The 18622-nt window shown below is 51.6% G+C and carries 18 protein-coding genes and 1 pseudogene; 1 reads left to right on the top strand and 18 read right to left on the bottom strand.

From position 1 onward, the window contains the following. Positions 1-111: 111 nt before the first annotated feature. Positions 112-594 (bottom strand): SMI1/KNR4 family protein, encoded by a 483-nt coding sequence (locus ABIB59_RS07435; RefSeq protein ID WP_354034757.1) that lies wholly within the window; start codon positions 592-594, stop codon positions 112-114. Positions 595-986: 392 nt separating this feature from the next. Then, positions 987-1070 (bottom strand): annotated as a pseudogene (locus tag ABIB59_RS26345) (RHS repeat-associated core domain-containing protein); the annotation flags it as partial. A gap of 121 nt (positions 1071-1191) precedes the next feature. Here ABIB59_RS26345 and ABIB59_RS07430 point away from each other — a divergent pair. Continuing rightward, positions 1192-1515 carry a SymE family type I addiction module toxin gene (locus ABIB59_RS07430; protein WP_354034755.1) on the top strand — a complete coding sequence of 108 codons (324 nt, stop codon included), beginning with the start codon at positions 1192-1194 and terminating at the stop codon, positions 1513-1515. Between the two features lie 74 nt (positions 1516-1589). Here the strand turns inward: ABIB59_RS07430 and ABIB59_RS07425 are convergent, their stop codons facing one another. The 16 genes from ABIB59_RS07425 to ABIB59_RS07350 form a co-directional block, all read right to left on the bottom strand. Beyond that, complete coding sequence (locus tag ABIB59_RS07425) at positions 1590-1922, bottom strand: barstar family protein (protein ID WP_317087579.1); 333 nt, start codon at positions 1920-1922, stop codon at positions 1590-1592. After that, positions 1922-6271 carry an RHS repeat-associated core domain-containing protein gene (locus tag ABIB59_RS07420; protein ID WP_354034753.1) on the bottom strand — a complete coding sequence of 1450 codons (4350 nt, stop codon included), beginning with the start codon at positions 6269-6271 and terminating at the stop codon, positions 1922-1924. The genes ABIB59_RS07425 and ABIB59_RS07420 overlap by 1 nt, the downstream gene beginning before the upstream one ends. Positions 6272-6274: 3 nt before the next feature. Further along, complete coding sequence (locus ABIB59_RS07415; protein ID WP_039079427.1) at positions 6275-6715, bottom strand: DcrB-related protein; 441 nt, start codon at positions 6713-6715, stop codon at positions 6275-6277. A gap of 157 nt (positions 6716-6872) precedes the next feature. Further along, on the bottom strand, positions 6873-7385 hold the full coding sequence (locus ABIB59_RS07410; protein ID WP_132438843.1) for a hypothetical protein: 513 nt from the start codon (positions 7383-7385) through the stop codon (positions 6873-6875). Further along, positions 7360-9915, bottom strand: a complete 2556-nt coding sequence (locus tag ABIB59_RS07405) for a type VI secretion system Vgr family protein (protein ID WP_354034751.1) — start codon at positions 9913-9915, stop codon at positions 7360-7362. Before ABIB59_RS07405 ends, ABIB59_RS07410 begins: the two co-directional genes overlap by 26 nt. 239 nt (positions 9916-10154) lie before the next feature. Next, a complete protein-coding gene (gene tri1, locus ABIB59_RS07400; RefSeq protein WP_354034749.1) occupies positions 10155-11261 on the bottom strand; it encodes an ADP-ribosylarginine hydrolase Tri1 in 1107 nt (368 codons plus the stop codon). A 23-nt stretch (positions 11262-11284) separates the two neighbouring features. Continuing rightward, the gene (locus ABIB59_RS07395) at positions 11285-11680 is read right to left on the bottom strand and encodes a hypothetical protein (protein WP_223886922.1); all 396 of its coding nucleotides are present in this window, start codon (positions 11678-11680) and stop codon (positions 11285-11287) included. A gap of 25 nt (positions 11681-11705) precedes the next feature. Next, complete coding sequence (locus ABIB59_RS07390) at positions 11706-12098, bottom strand: DUF4150 domain-containing protein (protein ID WP_107223419.1); 393 nt, start codon at positions 12096-12098, stop codon at positions 11706-11708. 9 nt (positions 12099-12107) lie between these two features. After that, positions 12108-12713, bottom strand: a complete 606-nt coding sequence (locus ABIB59_RS07385; protein WP_039079464.1) for a DUF3540 domain-containing protein — start codon at positions 12711-12713, stop codon at positions 12108-12110. 9 nt (positions 12714-12722) lie between these two features. Further along, complete coding sequence (locus tag ABIB59_RS07380) at positions 12723-13793, bottom strand: pentapeptide repeat-containing protein (protein ID WP_334748403.1); 1071 nt, start codon at positions 13791-13793, stop codon at positions 12723-12725. Then, positions 13790-16321, bottom strand: a complete 2532-nt coding sequence (locus ABIB59_RS07375) for a DUF2169 family type VI secretion system accessory protein (protein WP_354034745.1) — start codon at positions 16319-16321, stop codon at positions 13790-13792. Before ABIB59_RS07375 ends, ABIB59_RS07380 begins: the two co-directional genes overlap by 4 nt. A gap of 10 nt (positions 16322-16331) precedes the next feature. Further along, complete coding sequence (locus ABIB59_RS07370; protein ID WP_071195239.1) at positions 16332-16724, bottom strand: DUF3592 domain-containing protein; 393 nt, start codon at positions 16722-16724, stop codon at positions 16332-16334. Positions 16725-16784: 60 nt separating this feature from the next. Next, positions 16785-17174, bottom strand: a complete 390-nt coding sequence (locus ABIB59_RS07365) for a hypothetical protein (RefSeq protein ID WP_335257337.1) — start codon at positions 17172-17174, stop codon at positions 16785-16787. A gap of 148 nt (positions 17175-17322) precedes the next feature. Continuing rightward, on the bottom strand, positions 17323-17712 hold the full coding sequence (locus ABIB59_RS07360) for a DUF3592 domain-containing protein (RefSeq protein ID WP_354034743.1): 390 nt from the start codon (positions 17710-17712) through the stop codon (positions 17323-17325). Continuing rightward, a complete protein-coding gene (locus ABIB59_RS07355; protein ID WP_354034741.1) occupies positions 17712-18098 on the bottom strand; it encodes a hypothetical protein in 387 nt (128 codons plus the stop codon). The genes ABIB59_RS07360 and ABIB59_RS07355 overlap by 1 nt, the downstream gene beginning before the upstream one ends. A 122-nt stretch (positions 18099-18220) precedes the next feature. Next, a complete protein-coding gene (locus ABIB59_RS07350) occupies positions 18221-18613 on the bottom strand; it encodes a DUF3592 domain-containing protein (protein WP_107223414.1) in 393 nt (130 codons plus the stop codon). Positions 18614-18622 lie beyond the last annotated feature (9 nt).

Below are 18622 nucleotides of genomic sequence, written 5' to 3'. Positions count from 1 at the left end.
ATTACCTTGAATTAAAAGGCCTGCAGTTTACCATAGAACTTTACAAGCAAATAAGTTTCGCAACAATCATACCCCATTAGATAATGGGGTGAAATGTTTTTCAAAAATCTTTTAAGTAATATCCACTTCCTTTACCAATCCATTAATAAAGTTTCCAAATGAATTTGTCAGAAACCTTTGAAGGTTTATGTGATTCTCTTGCACAGTCAAATCTTCATCAAAAGAATCGGTTGCATAATATATGATAGAGTAATTATCCAAATCTAAACAGAAGAAATTCCCACCCCAGTCATTTGCGAAAGGAAATAGATTTTTAGGGATGACATTTCTTTCCAACATAGTGATGTAGCAACCATCGATTAAAGATTTTGGATCTTCATTTGTGTAATTATTATAAACAAACGGTTTAAAACTTGCCACTTCTATTGGCTCAAAGTCATCATCACTGTCCCACCAATTTTTATCTGGAACGCCACCATTAAATTGTAAATAATGTAAAACAAAATCTTCAGGAAGGATGATAGATAGTTTCTCCTCAACTTTACCAATATCCGCGCGTCCGATTTTTTTTTCACATTTACTGAAATGATTCATAATTCTACACCTCAATTGTGGCAGCTTGTTCGTAATTTTTCGGAACACGTTCTTTCAACCGGCTCTTGGAATGAGAGACAGCAATAGCTTCCTGGGAACCATATTTAACACCAAAATGTTTTTCGAATTGTGAGACTGAAGCCTTATGTGGGAAGTAGCTTCATGTGCAAATGTTTTCACTATTTGCATGGTTGTCTTTCGTGTGACTGGATCAAAATCATCGACATGATGCTATATATATCCGGTCGCTTCACTTTTAGAAATACCAGCCAACTTGAAAGCTTCGGTGAAATCTCTAGCTCCAGTTACTTGCATTGCAATAGTTACAATATTCTGTTTTGTTTCATTAATTGGGAAGAGATCTGGGCTCCCTGTAAAGTCGCCCCCTTTAATGCCAACCCCCACGGATCGATCCAGCTCAACGCATTCGGCGCATACCGGTAAAGGTTTATCCCCCCCGCCAGCCCTATCGGGTCAGAACATACAATCTAACTAAGGTTTGGATCATACCGCCAGTTTCGGTCGTACATCCCTGAAATCACCACGTTATAGTTCATACGCTAACACCATACCCCGATAAATTGAACTATGTGAACAATGCTTATTTTACTATCTAATCAACATGTTAAATACAAAAATATCATACCCAAAACACAGCGCTGTCTTAAAGTCGGTTATGTCAGCATTTGCCGCACCAACCGTAAAACCAAAGTCCTTACCGGATATTCGCGCAGTCCCAGCCTGCACCTTAAAGGTGACTGGCTGAAAGAGGCGGGATTTGACACCGGGCGGGGCGTGACGGTGAAGATCTCGGAGGGATGTATTGTACTGATGGCAAAGGGTAACGAGGTGCAGGAGTTGAGGGAACAACTTTACCAGGCTGAACAGGTGGTTAAGGGAATTAAAGACGTGCTTGTTTAGTGGATTGAACAGGGATTAAATAATAAAAAAGCCGGGAAGATTTAATTTTCTACCCGGTTTTTTTGTTGTTACTTTTAAGACTTACAAAGCAGTAATAATATAGAGGCCTTCTCACCAAATAAAATACTTCTACTATTTACTTCTTGTATTGACAAGAGAAAATCGTGTTTAAGATTATCAGGCAACTGATTGATATTATTAACTTCAAGTAATATATATTCATTCTGCTTTATATTTATAGATGTCATTCCTTCTTCCGGGATTCTCAAGCTGGTAAGGCAATCAATAAACGCATGAAAATTGTTACCATAAAAATCAGGAAAACCAAACAGCTGCTTAAATTTATCATGAAATTCAGCAGCATTACTTATTTCTTTAAAATCAACAGATAAAGTAATTATTTTCATTACTTCCATCCTCCAAGATCTATCTCTATGAACGAGTTGTAATGATCATGACTATAGTATGCTTGACCTGTTTTTGTATCAACAACAATGCGCCTGGCCCCTCGGTTTCCAACACCAGGGGTTTTTACAGTCCATTCTCTATAGGGGCCACTTCCAGTATTAAGGCGTTGACTATCAGGTGATATCTTAAAATTATTCTCAAATGGTATGCCATCCCGAGAATAAGCAGGTCTATTTAATTTAATATTGTCAATTGTCTTTTGTACTTCTCTCATATCAGCGGGTGTCATTTTATGACCCCACTTATCATTTATAGCTGCGTGGAATTCCTTCGGATTCTTTGCTGAATGAGAACATTTAAGACCAAGAGGATCGATCCACCCCAGCGCATTCGGCGCATACGCATAAAGATTAATCCCCCCCGCCAGCCCTATCGGGTCCTGCTGGGTAAACCTGGCGCTATCCGGGTCGTAATAACGGAACAAATTGTAGTGCAACCCGGTCTCACGATCCAGGTATTGCCCCTGCATACGCAGGTTCTGCGCATAGCCCGTCTCCTGCGGTATCGACTCGTGCAGCAGTTTCCCCCACGCGCTGTTCTGCCCTTCCCAGCGGATATGTCCTTCACGGTCCGTCATCCGTTCCGGCGTACCGTTTGGCTGACAGTGGAACCAGAAGATAGCCGGATCCTTCGTGCCATCGATACGCGCCAGCGGTTCGTAACTTTCCGCGTCGCTATAGACATAAGTCAGGGGCACATCGTCGTGAATTTCCTGCAACAGGCGAAAACCTTCCCACAGAAAACGTGTCGTCACCTGCTTTCCTACCGGCCTGCCCCCCAGCGTCTGCTGGCGTGTTTTGCTGATACGCCGGCCGAGCGGGTCATAGCGGAAACTGACCTGCGTTTGTGGTTTGTTGCGATCCCTCGGTACGGCCACCACATCGGTTAACCGGTGCTCGCCGTCGTAACGATAGTGCCAGCGTGTCTGCCCGTTGTCTTTTTCGGTGGTCCGCCCATGAATGTCATAGCTCCACTGAATGCCATTTAAGCAGGTGAGACGGTTATGGCGAACAGACTGCTGCAGGCTGTTATCCAGCGGGTTACCCGCCGCATCCCAGCGCCACTGCTCTTTTCCGGGGGACGTGCCGTCCTGTTCCAGCAGACGCCCGGCGCTGTCATATTTCCAGTTACACCAGTTGAACGGATCATCATCACGCTCTTCGCGCACCGGATTGTTGCGGTAGTCGCAATCCCAGCGGCGTGACCAGCGTGCGGGTGCCGGGCGCTGCGCATTGCCGGTGAACACATCCCGGCGATGGATGCGTCCGAGACGATCGTATTCATTGCGGCTTGTCAGCAATCCCTGCGTACGGCCGACTTCCCGGTGTAACTCATCGCGGGTAAAGTCGCTTATCGGCAGATTATCGAGAGCCAGGCTCAGCAGATGCCCGCTTCCGTAATAGAAATATTTCAGATGACGCCCGTCGGGTAACTCCACCGATGTACGGTTGTTCAGCGCATCATAAGTCCAGCCCAACCTGCCGTTTTCACCCTCTTCACTGATAACACGTCCTAGCGCGTCATAGGTAAAGATCAGCTCCTGTTCAGCTTCCTGACTCCATACGTCATCACCCAGTGGGGGATGTAACGCCACTCGCGTAACCTGCCCATTCGCAGAGTAGTGATAACGGGTCTGCCCTTCCGGCGTGCTGCGGGCAAGCAATTGGCCCGCCTTGCCCCAGCGAAATGCATGCGTTAAAGCCTGTGAATGCCCGGCGGCGAAAGTACGACGCACAGTGCGTCGGCAGGCATCATATTCATACTGTGTTGCGACACCGTCCAGCCCTGTTTCAGCAAGCAGCAGCGAATCCGCACCCCACTCAAAGTGATACGCTTCCCCGTTTTCATTTTGCAATGCCGTTAATCTGTCGCGGCTGTCCCAGCGACGGCGCACCTCTTCCCCTAGCGCGTTACGGGTTGCCACCAGCCGGCCTGCGTCATCCCAGCTAAACTCGTGGCGCTTACCGTCCGGGGTAATATGGTATTCCGGTAGTCCACGTGAGTTCCAGCCGATAGACTCCTGCCAGCCCTCCGCCCGCTCCAGTTGCAGTGGGCGACCTGCGGCATCATAGTGATAGCGGGTTTCTTCACCGTCCGGCGCTTTCACCGACTGCAGCCAACCGAGCGGGTAAAAGCGATAACGGGTGATACGCCCCGAACAGTCCGTCTCGCGGATAATCTGTCCGGCCTCGTTATACTCCTGGCGACGCGTATTGCCTGCCGCATCCACCTCTTCCACCACCTGGCCAAAAGCGTCGCGCTTTAGCAATGTGCTCTGCCCCAATGGATCGACGATGCGCGCCAGCCCGTGGTGCTCATCATAATAAAAACGGGTGGTGGCGCCATCGGCCATGGTGATAGCCGTCGGCAGCGCGCGCTGCACCAGCCACTGGGTCGTCTGAATATTGCCGTCCGGATCGATTTCCTGGATACGGTTGCCCATGTCATCGTAGACAAAGGTCGTGGCATGGCCTAGGGGATCAACGCGCCGGGTCAGTTGCTCGTCGTCATTCCACTCGAATTCCCAGCGTTCACCACGTTCATCGACAAATGCGGTGATTAAAGCCTGCGCATTCCAGTAGTGTTGACGCTTGTGTCCGTCATACTGTTCAACGGTGGTTAATCCCGCGGCCAGATCGTAGGTGAAGCGGCAGCCATCTCCGCTACTGGTACGGTTTTCCACGACTCGCCAGTGGTCAAATTTCTGCCAGCGATACTCACTCTCCAGCCCGCCAGGCATACGGTGCCAGACCATGAGTCCGTCATCGTTATAACGAAATTCACGCGTCACCACGCCCGTCGCATCTTCGACAGCAGCCAGTTGACCACGATGGTCATAGCGCCAGCGTGTCAGCAGCCAGGATTGCTGACCATCCGAATGGCGGGCCTCGGTAACCCGGGTCGGGAAACGTTCATCGCCATAAAACAGCGAGACATCAATGGCACAGGGGGCATCATGAATACGCACCAGCCGCCCATGCTCATCCCAGCCGGTTTCCAGCATGTTGCCGTACTCATCGCTGAGCGATGCCAGTCGCAATATTGATGGGTCAGAGCGTGTTGGCTTGAACAGTCGCCACACAGCACCATCGTCATCGGCAATAGCAACATCACCCTGCTCGTTACGGCGGATGATTAACCCTTCACTGATGCTGTAAAGCGCTTCGTTAATGGCAGGCAGCGTAAAGGTGAGCTCACGCCCGGTGTCGTCAAACCAGGTGGCGTTATCGCCTTCCCGTTGTAAGTAGCCGTCGAAAGCGGTGGCCCAGCCCAGGCCAAAAAGGCCTTCGCGGCGGGTAAGGCTGTTGTAACTACGTTGCCAGACCAGTGGAAAGCGCCCTGGCAAGCTAAAGTCCTGTTCTGTCTCATCGTTCAGGACTTTCACACCAGTTGCAGCATGAACCGGATGTGATGACCCAAAGACGGCGTTAATCGCCATATCCGTCAGCATGCCCCCGGCGGCGGAAGCCAGCGCACAAGGCATTGATTTGAGGATGGTACCGAAACGTCCTCGGAAAAGGGCTGTCGCCGCCATAATGACCGTCAGGCCCGGAAACTTGCCGCTTTTAATATCCCGGACGGTGAGTGTTTCACCGCCAATGATGACATTGGGTGAGACCTCTTCTGAGATGGTGGCTTCACAAGTGGTTCGGTCTTTGGCGCGTGCGGCGGGTTGGTTATTGATGAAGACGCTTTTTGACCCCTCCGCCAGATACTGCTGTGGTGAGTGTTTCTCGCACTTCACCTTGTCCTCTTCCAGCGCCGTGGTGCCTTCGGCAGCGGATGCAACCGGCGGTTGCCACATGTTGCTGCCAAACTGTGCGGCCATCGACAGCAGCATGCCGCCATAATCGGCAAAACTTTCCGGTGGCTGCGGTTCCGGTGGCGGTGGCGTACCGGCAGGCGTGAGCATACCGGCGGCGCGCGCAGCGGGCAGCTTATTGGTCAGGACGTTGTGCGAACCGTTGTCAATTTTTCCGGCGGGAGAAGGAGGGAAAATCCAGTCCCCCAGTTTATTGGCCGCATTGGAGATATCATCCGCCTTACCCAGCACGTTGGTGAGGATCCCCCCGATAATGCCGCCAAGCACGCAACTGGAACCGACGGCAGCCAGCCCTGCCGCCGCCAGACCCGCCCCGGCAAAGGGTGCCGCAACCGCCGCGATCCCGGCTACCGCCGACCCAATCGCAGCATAAGCGACCCCTTCGGCCACAATACTGGTGATATCCGCGAAGATACTTGAATGGATGATATCGTCACCCTTACGGGCTGCGTGCTTGTCACTCATCGCTTATACATTCCGATTGTTATTCAGCGTCAGACTTTGTTTGAGGGCATTCCAGTGTTCTGCATCCTGTTCGGTAAATGGACGCAATGCAGAGAAGGTAAAAATAAGCAGCATGGGTTTATCAACCGCCTGCATCGCCAGTTGCTTCTGCCAGATGCGGGTGTCAGCGCGTAAGAAGGCGGTTTCAACCTCAACGGCACGAATATTTTGTTGTGGGCCGACAAGCACGCGGGTAAACGCGCTCTGCTGCACTTCGCCCATTTGTGCGCGCAGTTGATCCCACTGGCGATGAAATTCTTTCTCGGCATCGCTGCCTTCGGGAATGGGGCCACGGCTGACAACAACCGATAACCCACTTTCGTCATCGCGCAGAAGCGTCATGCTGGTGTCCTGCCATGCAGCCGGGAAAAGCTGAAAGGAACCTTCCTGGAGGTGATATTTCATCATTTGCCTTTTAATGAAAATAATTCGCCTGCAATCGCTGAGATGAATGCAAAGGGCATTCACTTAAAAACAGCAATCCAGATAAAAAGAGGGATGTTAAACGTGCATAAACAACAAAAAGATTTCAGGCTGCGCAGATGTCAGCCTGAATCACACGTTATTTCTCGCGGGTAATCACCACACTGCTTAAACAGTCCGGATTCGTTTCGGCGAAACTAAAGGTGACTTCCTGGCCGTCGCCAATTGCAGCGGTATGACTGGTGACTTCATGGACCGAATGTCCACGCGGCGTATCGGTAATGTCCATTTTCGCATAGTGCTGACGTACCTCGCCCAGCGAGACACATTGCCCTGCATAATCGAACGCAAACAACACTTTACTGTTTGGTTTTTTATTCACCCGCAGGTCGAATGCCGACAGCGTTGCACCGCTGGCCAGTTTTACTGCATCACTGGTATAGAAGACAAAATTATCGTTTTGTGACACCTCAGTAACCGGCAAGGCGAAGCGGTTAATGGTATTCACGTTAACGGTTTTAACAGATGTGCTGAGATGAGAAATAAATTGCCAGAGATCTTCGTTTTGCATTTTTGCCTCGACAACTCCTGTCATGAGTAAATTAGCGAATATGATGGCACAGGCTTTATTTAGCCGGGTAATTTTTGTCATACCATCCTCCATAATAATCTTCGTAGTCCTGGCCGGTCACCGATGTCTGTTCGCCTCGTCCGAAGATTCGGCCGATTTTCGACTGCGCTTCCGTTTCTGTCATCTTTCCGCTCTTAACTGAATCGTAAATCGAATTATAGCTTTTTTGGTTGGCCGGATTGCCCGAAATGCCGATATCCGGCCCCCCGTTGGCGAGGATTTCTCGCTGAACTTTAATATTGTTCAGTGTAGCCGCCCCCTCATCACTTAATTTACTGTTGAGGTAAGCATCACGGGAAGAGAAATCATCTTTGGGCGTATACATTGCGTGGCCGCTCTCATGCGATAGCAGTTGTACAGTTCGTGCCGGGTCGTTCAACGCGCCCTTATCTACCGTGATCGTTTGGGTCTTACGGTTAGCCATCGTCCCCCATCCCTCATTACCCTCTTTTAGGGTCCAGCCATCGTCCTTCAGTTTTTTCAGATCATTCGTTAGCGTCGGGGATTTTGATGCCAGTTGGTCAACATCATCACCGAACCCCGTCGTTACGGCGGGTTTGGAGACCGGTTTAGCACTGTTTTTGGGGGCGCCAGCCGCCGCACCGGGAACCGCCCCTCCCGCTTTATTTTCCTTTCCTGGCGTGAAATACTCCTCAACCGCCTTATCGATATCTCCTTTCAGGCGTTCACCCGGCGCGTCGACCCCGGCTTTGCCGTCATCCGCATTCAGGTACAACTTCCCTTTGGTCGTGATATGCCCGTCGCCTTTTACAAAAAAGTTAAAGTCATTACCAATCAGGTTGATCGTACCGTTAGCCAGCAGTTCGATAGCGCTTTCGCCGGATGCCAATAGTAGCCGTGTACCCGAACTGACCACATACTGTTCAGATACCGCCTCCAGCTTATCTTTGCCCGTTAATACCAGAGACTTCCCTTTGGTGACCAGTGTCTGGTTGGTCTCCACACGTAATAGCTCGTTTTTACGGACATAGTGGCTGTTATTGCCGTTGATGGTGCTCGTGGCGTCATTCTTAACGTTGGTGTCCATATTCCGTTCGGCCTGGATCCACACCTGCTCCTCCCCCGCTTTATCTTCAAAACGCAGGGCGTTGGCGGTGTCAGAAGAACCATCTTTCGAACGGCTGAGGAACCCCATCTGGGTGGCGGCGGCGGGGAGCGCCCACGGCGGCATGCTGGCTTCGTTATAGACGCGCCCGGTGATGATCGGCCTGTCCGGGTCACCGTTAATAAAATCGACCACCACTTCATCACCGACGCGTGGCACCTGTACGCCGCCGAAACCCTGCCCCGCCCAGGCGCTGGAGACACGCACCCAACAGGAGCTGGTATCGTCGCCCTTCGCCAGTCTGTCCCAGTGGAACTTCACCTTCACCCGGCCATAGCGATCGGTCCAGATGCTCTCCCCCTGCGGGCCGACGACTCTTGCGGTCTGTGGCCCATAGGTACGCGGCCAGGCTGATTTTTGCGCCGGGCGGTATGTAACGGTGGAGGGGATCACCGTGAAATCAATGCGGTGCATCGTTTGCGAGCCACTACCGCTGGCATAATTGTTCTCTTCCAGCCAGTAGTTGGCCTCGGTGGTCAGGTATTCCGCGTTATCGCTGAAAAAGGGGGCGTTGTAGAGGGTAAACGTGTTACCCGGCGCGATGCCGAGTGCCGTGGCGCTACCATGAATCTGTTGATGCTCCACCTGCCAGCGCTCCTGGCGGATGCGGGCATAGAAATCCGCATGATCATGTTCGACAAAGCGCCCCGGCCAGTCGTACACATCAATACTGCCCGGTTGTGGTGAGACCGGGTTCTGCCGGGCCTGAAACAGCCAGGCATTCGGCTTGCGGAAATCATAATCGTCCAGGCTGTAGATCCCCGGCGTCACGCTGTCGGTCAGCGCCCACTGGCTGATCCCCTCTTCATCCGTACTGCCACCGGACGGTGTCACGTGATAAGGAATGGTTTCGTAACCGACAAACGGCTGATGCTGGGTCGCCGCATCGGTTAGCACCAGAACATGCCGCTCCGCCTCGTGGCGGAAGAAGTAGCTGATGCCCTCCAGTTCCATCAGGCGGCTGATAAAGTCGAAGCTGCTCTCCTGATACTGTACGCAGTAGTCCCAGACGCGATAGCTGCCGGTCAGCTTGTCTTCGACATTGACCTGGTTTTCAGAAAGCAGCGTTTTGACGATTTGCGGTACCGTCTGCCCCTGGAAAATACGCAGGTTACGGTCACGCTGCATTGGCCATAAGTCGGATTCAACGCTGAGTTGATAGACCGCGTAGCGGGTGCCGGACAGCTCCACGGCGCTCACCGCAACGCGGGTCACTTTGCCATTAAAGTAGCGCGGCGATGTTATATCCTGCGTCGGGACAGTCACAGTGACGGCCTTTCCCAGTAGCTGGCTGCGATCCATGCGCGCATCGGTGCCCAGCAGCGTCAGGCCAAGTGCATAAGGTTCTGACAGCGCTTCACGCCCTGACAGTTTCCAGAACAGCAGCCCTTCGACCGGAAGCTGCACGGTAATACGGTTGAGCATAAGGTTCATTCCGTTAAAAGTAGCAACGCGCTGAAATCGTCAGCGCAAATGCCATTCGATAGAGAAAATCCACCCGCTAAGATTGCGGTATTTTTACTAAATTTTGATGTCTGGTGAGGTAAATTGTATTTGCCACTCTGTACTGGCCGTTATATTTATCGCTCTGTATCGGGCACAATATAAGACCGTGTTCCTGGCTATCTGCCGAGGTTATTATCAACCTCAGTCATGCCACTATTTTATTCCGTCGGCGTATCCTCATCCGGCGCCTGGTCAAATAACGCCGCGGCCATTGAGGCAATGCGGTCATGCTGAACCAGCTTCTCTTTCCATTCCTGCGGAATCCCCGACCAGCCATATAAAGCACCGGCAAGTTGTCCGGCCGTCGCCGCCACGCTGTCGGCATCATCGGCAAGGTTCGCCGCCAGCAAGATGGCATCACGGAAACTGTCGGTGTGCCATACCGCCCACATGGCCGCTTCCAGCGTATCGATAACATAGCCACTGGAGCGGATCTGGTCGCGGCTTTTTTCTTTATATTCACCGGCGTTGATGATCAGCACCCGCGGCTCTAACGGCATCATTTGCGGGGAAAATACACGTTCTTTGTTGTACCCATTAATCAGCAGAAGCAGTAAGCAACTCAGATAATGTGCGGAACTTACAGCCTCGGTCGCACAATGGGTGGCCTGACTTTGAATTTTCGCGTTATAGAATGTCTGAGCGAAATTGCGACGAAAATAGATCGGTACAGGCGCTAATCGAATAATGGATGCATTTCCCGCTGTTTCCGGGGCCGTATTACCAAACCAGTCCGCTCCGTTAATCTCATATTGTTCCAGGGCATAACGGGTCGCATTGCCAATATCAAAACAGACACCGTTAACGCTGTTATAGCCCTCGCGATACCACTTCACCAGCTTGTCCCTGAAACATTGCCTGCTGGCATATTTGCACTCCAGCATTGTTTCAGCCAGACACAGGGCCATAGAGGTGTCGTCGGTCCACTCGCCGGGTTTCAGGCGAAATGGCCCACCACCCACCATATCCGTCACGGCGCGATGGTCACGAGGCATAAATTCCAGCGAGGTGCCCACGGCATCGCCCACGGCGAGCCCGACAAGCGCGCCTATGGCCCTGTCGCGACAGATATTCAGCGGCTTGACCTGATCAGGCGTGTCATACCATTTTGTCGACGCGGCTTCTTGCGGGTCATCTACCAGTGGATGTGCAATGTAGTCATACAGCATGCGGTGCTGCGTCCGCGCGTTAGTAAACGGAATATAGTGCTCATACTGTTTTGCATAACGCTCTATTTCCCGAATATCAGAATGTAAATCGATCACGATTGTCCCTTTCCTGTCTTTCTTTACTGCTGTATCGCAGGCAGCGGTTTGCCGCTACCGTCTTTTACAAAGACCAGGCTCTTGTCATTTTGCCCTAGCTTACCCTGATAAACATTCCCCACCTGATAAGCTGCAACGGCGATTAACCACGCCGTTTCATTATGCTTTTCGACCAGCCAGCTTTTATTAAACTGCGGTTGTTCTACCCGTAATGACATTTCAATCACCGGGTTGTTATTAATAAACAACCCACTTTGCTTCATGGATAAAATGGTGATATTGACATCGCTGCCATTAGTCAGAATGTCCTGCTCTTTGCGCTCAAGGTTACGCGCTACTCTTTTTGCCAGCCCGAAAAAGAGACATATCAGCACTATCGTTACAACAACATTCACAATTTCAAATGTCGAGATATTCATCCCTTAATACCATCCTGTCCCGTTATTACGGCGCCAGCATCAGCACTTTGAACTGGCTCGGCACGATACGCATACCAATCGCATTGGTGGAGTTTTGCAGGCTCACGCTGGTCAATCGCGTGGCGGGAGTGCCTTTTAGCAGCACGGTAAACGCACCGGTTAAATGCCGGGACGGTCCCATCACGGTCCCAGAGGCCACGCCTGTTGCCACGCCGGGGTTATCGCCGTTGGTCAGTGGCGTGATGGTCGCCATATTGTGGGCAGGCATCCCCATAAACAGGATATTAAAAGCATTGGGGATTGCCGTCGGCCCCAGCGCAATATCCGGATAGGGAATGGGCGTAGGGGCGGGCATGGGCGTCAGGCAGACATCCGGAAAGGCCAAATCAACCCCGAAAAGCTGGCAGTTCGCAAACATGGCGGTTCCTTATCCCATATGAATCTGTTCAGAATCGACTTTGGTGATCGCTTTGGACGTGATCACCGTGTTGTGGGCATGCAGGCGCGCATAATCCTCAGCCTTCATGTCCAGTTGCCCCGCGCGAACCTGCTCGGTCTGTCTGGTCGTGCGAAACAGGCTGTGGCTGATTTGGGTGACGGTCTGCCAGACAGATTCTGCCCGCTTGCCAACAACGCGCGACAGGCTGACCCACGCCGAGAGTTTCTCGCCGCTGTATTTCATCTCGTCGATATGGCAGTCACCCTGCCCGGCGGTGACACGGAGCGCCTCGCTACTCAGGCTTAGCTCCCCTGCGCTACGAATATGCAGATCGCCCGGCACGCTGAGCTCCGCAACTTGCGGGTTGGCCCGTTCCAGTACCGCCAGCAGCCAGATTTGGCGCTCTACGCTGGCAATCAACACCGTATCGCCGGTCTGCGGTGCGATAACACAACTCGCGGCACGGCGACAATGCCAGCCACGCCCTTCGCTTTCTACCGTCAGGCTGCCGTCAGCAAAGCAGTGGGTCACCACCGCCGATGCCTGTACGGGCGGCAGTATGGGTTGGGCCATCAGATGGTTGACTTTACTCATTATCTCTCCTCAACGGCGGCTCTGGCGCTGCAGGCTCCAGGCCTCAGCAGCCAATAATTCTTCGTCATATTCGAGAATGCCCTGACGCCCGGTGAACTGGGCATTCTCCTGATTTGCCCGATGCATCCGGGTGCGGGAAAAGGTCGCGCCGCGCAGGTCGGCCAGACGCAGGTCGGCACCGGTAAAATCGCTGTAGGTCAAGTCACAAAGGGTAAAACGCACACCGACAGCATTCACCTGCTGCAGGATACTTTGAAACAGGCGGCTCTCGCTGAAATCGGCTTGCTCAAGCGTGGCGCCGACAAAAATAGCCTGATCAAAAACGCTGCCACGACACTGCGCGCCGCGCAGATTCGCTTCCATAAACAGCGCCTGGGTTGCATTGACCTGGTTTAACCGCGCGGTCTGTAACGACGCCCCCTTAAAATTGCACTGGGTAAGCTGCGCGCCGCTAAAATCCGCGCCGTCTAACTGGTTGTCGGTAAACTGGCAGCCGGTAAAGCCGTGCCGGGCGTAATCTTTCCCGCGCTGATCGCAGTCGAAAAAGACCACCCGTTCAAACTGACTGCCCTCCAGCACCGTTGTACGCAAATCAATGCCATAAAAGGTGGTCAGCAGAAAACGACACCCGGCAAAGCGGGCATGAGCCAGCGGTGATTCAAAAAAGACGCTGCGTTCAGGTATTGCCCGATCAAAGTGACTGTCTGCCAGCGCGCAGTGCATAAATTGCACGGTCTGTAGCGAGCAGCCCGTAAAATGGCTACCCGTCAGCGTGCAGTCGTTGAAGATACATCCATCAAGTGGCGTTTCCTCCACCCGCAGGTTCGCCATTTCGCACTGATTAAACACCGTCTGGGTTAACCGGGCTCCCCGCAGGTTTACTCCGTTTAACGCACATTCGGTGAACGCCGTTTCCTGCAAATTGGCCCCTTGCAGGTTCACGCCCTCCAGCGAGACCTCCTGAAAAATACCGCCGGAGAGATCGCAGCCCTGCAAATCCAGCCCGTCGAGGGAGACTTCGCTGACCGGCTCGCCGCCTTTCACCCGCTGTTGCAATTGTGCTGCGGTGAGCATCGTCATATCACTTCTCCATCGCGCTTCGGCAGCGTTTTGATGCGTTTCGTCCATGCCCCATCAAGGCGGGTGGTATCGCTGATGAACGCCTGCGAGAGATCGGCGCGAAAAAGATTCGCCCCGCTAAAATTGGCCCCGCCAAGCTGACTTTTTTGCAGCAACGCCCCCATCAGGTTGGCATCGGTGAAATCGGTATCGCGAAAATCAGTGCGCACAAACAGGCTCCCCATCAGGTTTGCCTGACCAAAGTGGCTGGCGCGGCAATCCGCTTCGCTGAGGTCGCAATTCTCCAGCTTCGCCAGGGTGAATTGCGCGCCGGCGAGCGGCGTCTGACGCAGGTTGCACTGGATGAGCGAAGCCTGGCGGAAGTCGGCGCCCGCTAAAGTACTTTCGGCCGCTATCGCGGTAGCGATTAAAGTGGCCCCGGCAAAACTTGCCTGTTCCGCCTGAGTCTGGACAAAGGAGCAGCTATCCAGCCGCGCTTCGCTAAACACTGCGGCCACCAGCACCGATTGCATAAACGCGCATTTATGCAGCCGCGCACCGTGAAAATCGGGTTCGGCCAGGGTGAGTTCCATAAAAATGCAGCCGTCCAGCAAGGCGTGGTGGAAACGACAGCGGCTCAGCCCGGTTTCGCGTAACAGCAATCCATCCAGGCTGGCGTTATCGAAGATGCACGCCTCGAATAAGGCATTTTGTGTCTGCGTCTCTTTAAAGCGTGCACCGCTAAAATCGCTATCCTGACACTGAGCAAGCGCCAGGCTTGCCCCGGTAAAATCACATCGTTGTAATGAGGCGCGCCCAAATTGCGTACGGGCAAGCATCGCCCCGGCAAAACAGGCGTCATCCAGTTTGCTGTTGCGGAAATCAGCACATTCCAGCAGCGCCTTTGTGAAATTCGCACCACTGAGATCCATACCGGAAAAGTCCGCGCCGGTGAGATCCATACCGCTAAAATCGCCCCCTTGCGCGAATGTACGTCCGGCACGCTGGCGGATGATCTGTGCAAGGTCACCTGTCAGGCGTACGGCGGGGGGCTGTTGGGCCACAGCCGCCAGATACATCTGATGCAGCGCCTCGCTCGCCTGCTCGCGCTTTTTCTCACTCATCAGGTCGCTGTTGCGGTGGAGCATTTCCTGCATGCGATGCAGTGATTCCGGCCCGCGCGGCATTTGGTCATCCCTGTGCGGATATTTCGCTTCCATTTCGCGTTTGCGCTGCTCCGCATCGGCCTGTATCTGCTGCGCCTGACGCTCCATTTTTTCCATAAACTCAGGCAATTCATCGAGGGCAGGCATCTCAGGCTCTTCGATGTTGCCGAGCAGGTCGCCAATGTCGCGCCCGTTTGCTTCCAGCCTTTCCCGGTACTGTTCACGCAGCAGCTTTTCGCGATTCTTTATGTTGTCGCGCATCGGGCTCGGCGTCTGCTGCACCTCACTGTCCAGCCACGGGCCGATTAGCGATTCCGGCAGCAGATCCTTTTCGCGAAACGCGAACAACGCCCCTTTTTCTTTATCCAGGCGCTGGCTGAGGACTTTGCGATAGTGGTTGAGCGAACGCCCGGCACCGTTTTTTTCGAGCGCGGGCATTAAGTGCAAAACATCCGCCGCGTCGTCTTCATTAATGCGGATATGCCCCTGCCAGATAAGTACCATCTGCTCCAGATGCGGGAAAAACCAGACGGTGGTTGCGCGCAGGGTTATCTCTTCAAACAGGATCTCCTCCTGGCGCAACCGGCTGATAAAGCAGCGCGCATGCCAGGGCGGCAAGGTGCCTTCCTGCACAGGTTTTTGCGGGTGCATATTCCAGATACGCCACGACGCCTGTTCAGGCAGGGTGTCTCTGTCCCACCACTGATCGGGGCTGGCGGCATTAAATACCGTCCAGTCGATGTCGCGGGCAAAGCCGGGAAAATCGTTCTGCAACCAACCGGCGTCATAGTTTTTGCCCATCCGGCGAAAGCGACGCGGCCAGGAGAGATCAAGCGGCCCAAAGCTCGCAGGCTCCGGCCTCTGTTTTGGCGAGGTCATGCGCCCGTGGAGGGGCTCAATGTTCGGCAGGCGGTGGAGGCTTTGTCCCTGATGATTTTCCGGGCAAAACCCCACCCCATGCGGGTTTTCTTCACAGCCTGCACCACCCCAGGCGCGCGTCCAGTCCAGACGCATGTCGCCAAAAGGCTGCGGTGGGGTCATTTTGCTGCCCGACCAGAAACGGTCGCCAAACACCACCAGTGATTTACTGAGATTGTCGATATCCACCCGCGCCATCACCGCCGTTTTTTCCTGCTGGTGGTGAGTATAGGCATAGCCGGTGGCCAGGAATTCTGCACGGGTTTTCGGCATCGCCATATCAATAACGCCGCCGCTGGTTTGCAGTTCACTGGCGGCAAGCTGCCAGAGCTCCATCTCCGGACGCAGTGTTGGGGCCTCCCCCATATCGGTCAGCGCCATCACCGACACGCCAAGATGATTTTTACCCTGCCAGCGGAAAGGGCGATGGAGCACGCTCAGGCGCAAAGGTTTAATAATCTTCATCCGTAATACCTTATTCGCCTAATATGAGTGGCCGATCGTATAACGCAATTCTTTTCGGGTCTTTGGGGTCATATTTGATGGTGGTGCCATTACCGGCTTTAAAGCGTTCTCTCTCTTCAAAGTTCATAGATGTATAGAAGCTTGCCTGTACTTCCTGCCCCTCACGGGTTTTAAAGTTCACCGTCAGTAAATAGACAGGGTTTTCTGCATCCCACATCCCCGTTTGCCTGGCAACAATAATATCCGCATTGGCACCAATACCGGTTTTAAGCACTGATGCTTGCCTAAAGGAGTCTTTAATATAAACAATAAGGTTATCGCGCAAGCTAAGGTAGATAATATAAAAGACGGCTGAAAATATCCCAATGGGCAGCAGATACCAGTAAGTGTCAAAAAATTCCATTAATTTGGACCTTTCGTGTATACGCAGAGTTATTTCCAGAATAAACGCAGCCAGAAAAGCTTAGTCAAACACGTTCATTACTGCAATCCGTGGCAGTTTGTCATCACTGTATTTTACCGTCAGGGTTAACCCTTTTTTCAGTTTATGAATATCATTGGGTTTAACAGCGGCCCTGGCACGGTATTTCTTTCTCTTTTTAGCGAAATCCGCAAAGAAATAGCATTCGTAAAGATAATACTCGCCACGCTTCGTACCGGTACGCTGCCAGGACTCCAGAGGAACATGAATGGTTTTCCCGGCCCATTCTTCGCGTGATACCCAGTCTCGCAATAACCGCGCTTGTACCCCATACTGCTTAAAAAAAGCAACGGCAGACCACAGTCCCGCAAGGGTGATAATCAATCCAGAAATAAAGAAAGGGTCACTCATAACATTGATAAGAATGTTCATATGAATTTTATTTTAATGGCCAACCAATTTACCATTTTATTGATTTACAATCGCATGCAGCCAGATGTTTTCTTTATTTTCATCTCAAGGGCCAGGCTGTACGCCAGGAACCCTTTCAGTGCCTTTGCAACCAATAATTTTATTAAAATCATCGCCGCCGACGTTTTAAAGATGCATTCTCTATTTCCATAACAACTTGAGACGGATTATCTTTATTGTACGTAACATCAAAAAACTTCCCTATTTGATATTGTCTTAAATCAGAAGTATAAATAACCGCACTTCCTGTTCCAACGATATCAACACCCTCATCAGTGGTAAACTTATAATGTAGTTTAATATTTGTATAATCTGAAATTTTTCCAGTGTAGGCTTCAACATTCAAAATTTCAGCCTGTGCAAGCACACCATTCTTGCGGATATGCGATTTTAATTTTGCATTCCTGATATCCCTGATAAGCAAAGACACAATAACATAGGCAAAAAAAGCCAGGACGGCGAATACGATGACATCTGTAACATATCTCATATTTATCATCAATGCTCAGCTTGCATGCTCAGTACTGCTATTTTCTGTGGCGGAACACCCTGATATTTAATCACAATGGGCATCCCTTTTTTAAGCTGGGAGATTTCAGATACTTTTAGCGCGGCAGCCGCTTTATATTGTTTCACCCCACCCTCCAGATTTGCATCAAAGGTAACAATAAAGAAATAATCAAAATTATGCGTAGTGGAAGTCTGTTTCCACTCGCGCAATGTTGCCGTCGTCACCTCGCCCTGCCATTTATCTCTCGATAACCAGTATCTTATTTCTGTAACATCTTCTTTTTGCCCCTTCAATCCCTTAAGGCAGATAAAAATAAAAACCAGTATCACGCCCAACGCTATTAAATTTGAATGTTCTGAAAAAGTAGTCATCATCTGGACTCGATAAGCATTGGCTATCTATGCCAATTTGTTTTATTCATTGAATATATAGACCATGTAAATGCATAAAGAAATATACAAAATTAAAAGCAGAAATTCAAAATATCACTGTCGCGCTAGTTATCACCCAAAATCAATGGCCTGTCATAGATGGCGATGCGTTTCGGATTTTTTGGATCGTATTTTATGGTCGTGCCATTTCCTGCCTTAAAACGATCAATCTCTTCAAAAGTAAGCGGTCTCAAGATACTGGCTTCAAACTCATCCCCTTCCCGAGTTTTGAATTTAACCGTTATCCGATAGACAGGCTTCCCACCATCCCACATGGAAGTTTGTTGGGCCGCAACAATATCCGCATTAACTGCGATTCCTTTTTTCATTACCGAGTCTTGCATTGCCCCATTCTTTATGAGTGGTATAAAACTCTCTCGCAAGTCACGAACAACGACAATAATCACAAATATGCAAGCGGCAAATAAAACATAAAACCACTTTGAACTAAATTCCACTTCAATCTC

This window comes from Citrobacter sp. UYEF32 (genome assembly GCF_040546205.1).
Taxonomy (GTDB): Bacteria; Pseudomonadota; Gammaproteobacteria; order Enterobacterales; family Enterobacteriaceae; genus Phytobacter; species Phytobacter diazotrophicus.
Note: the sequence above shows the minus strand (reverse complement) of the source record. Positions and strands in the feature narration are given on the sequence as shown.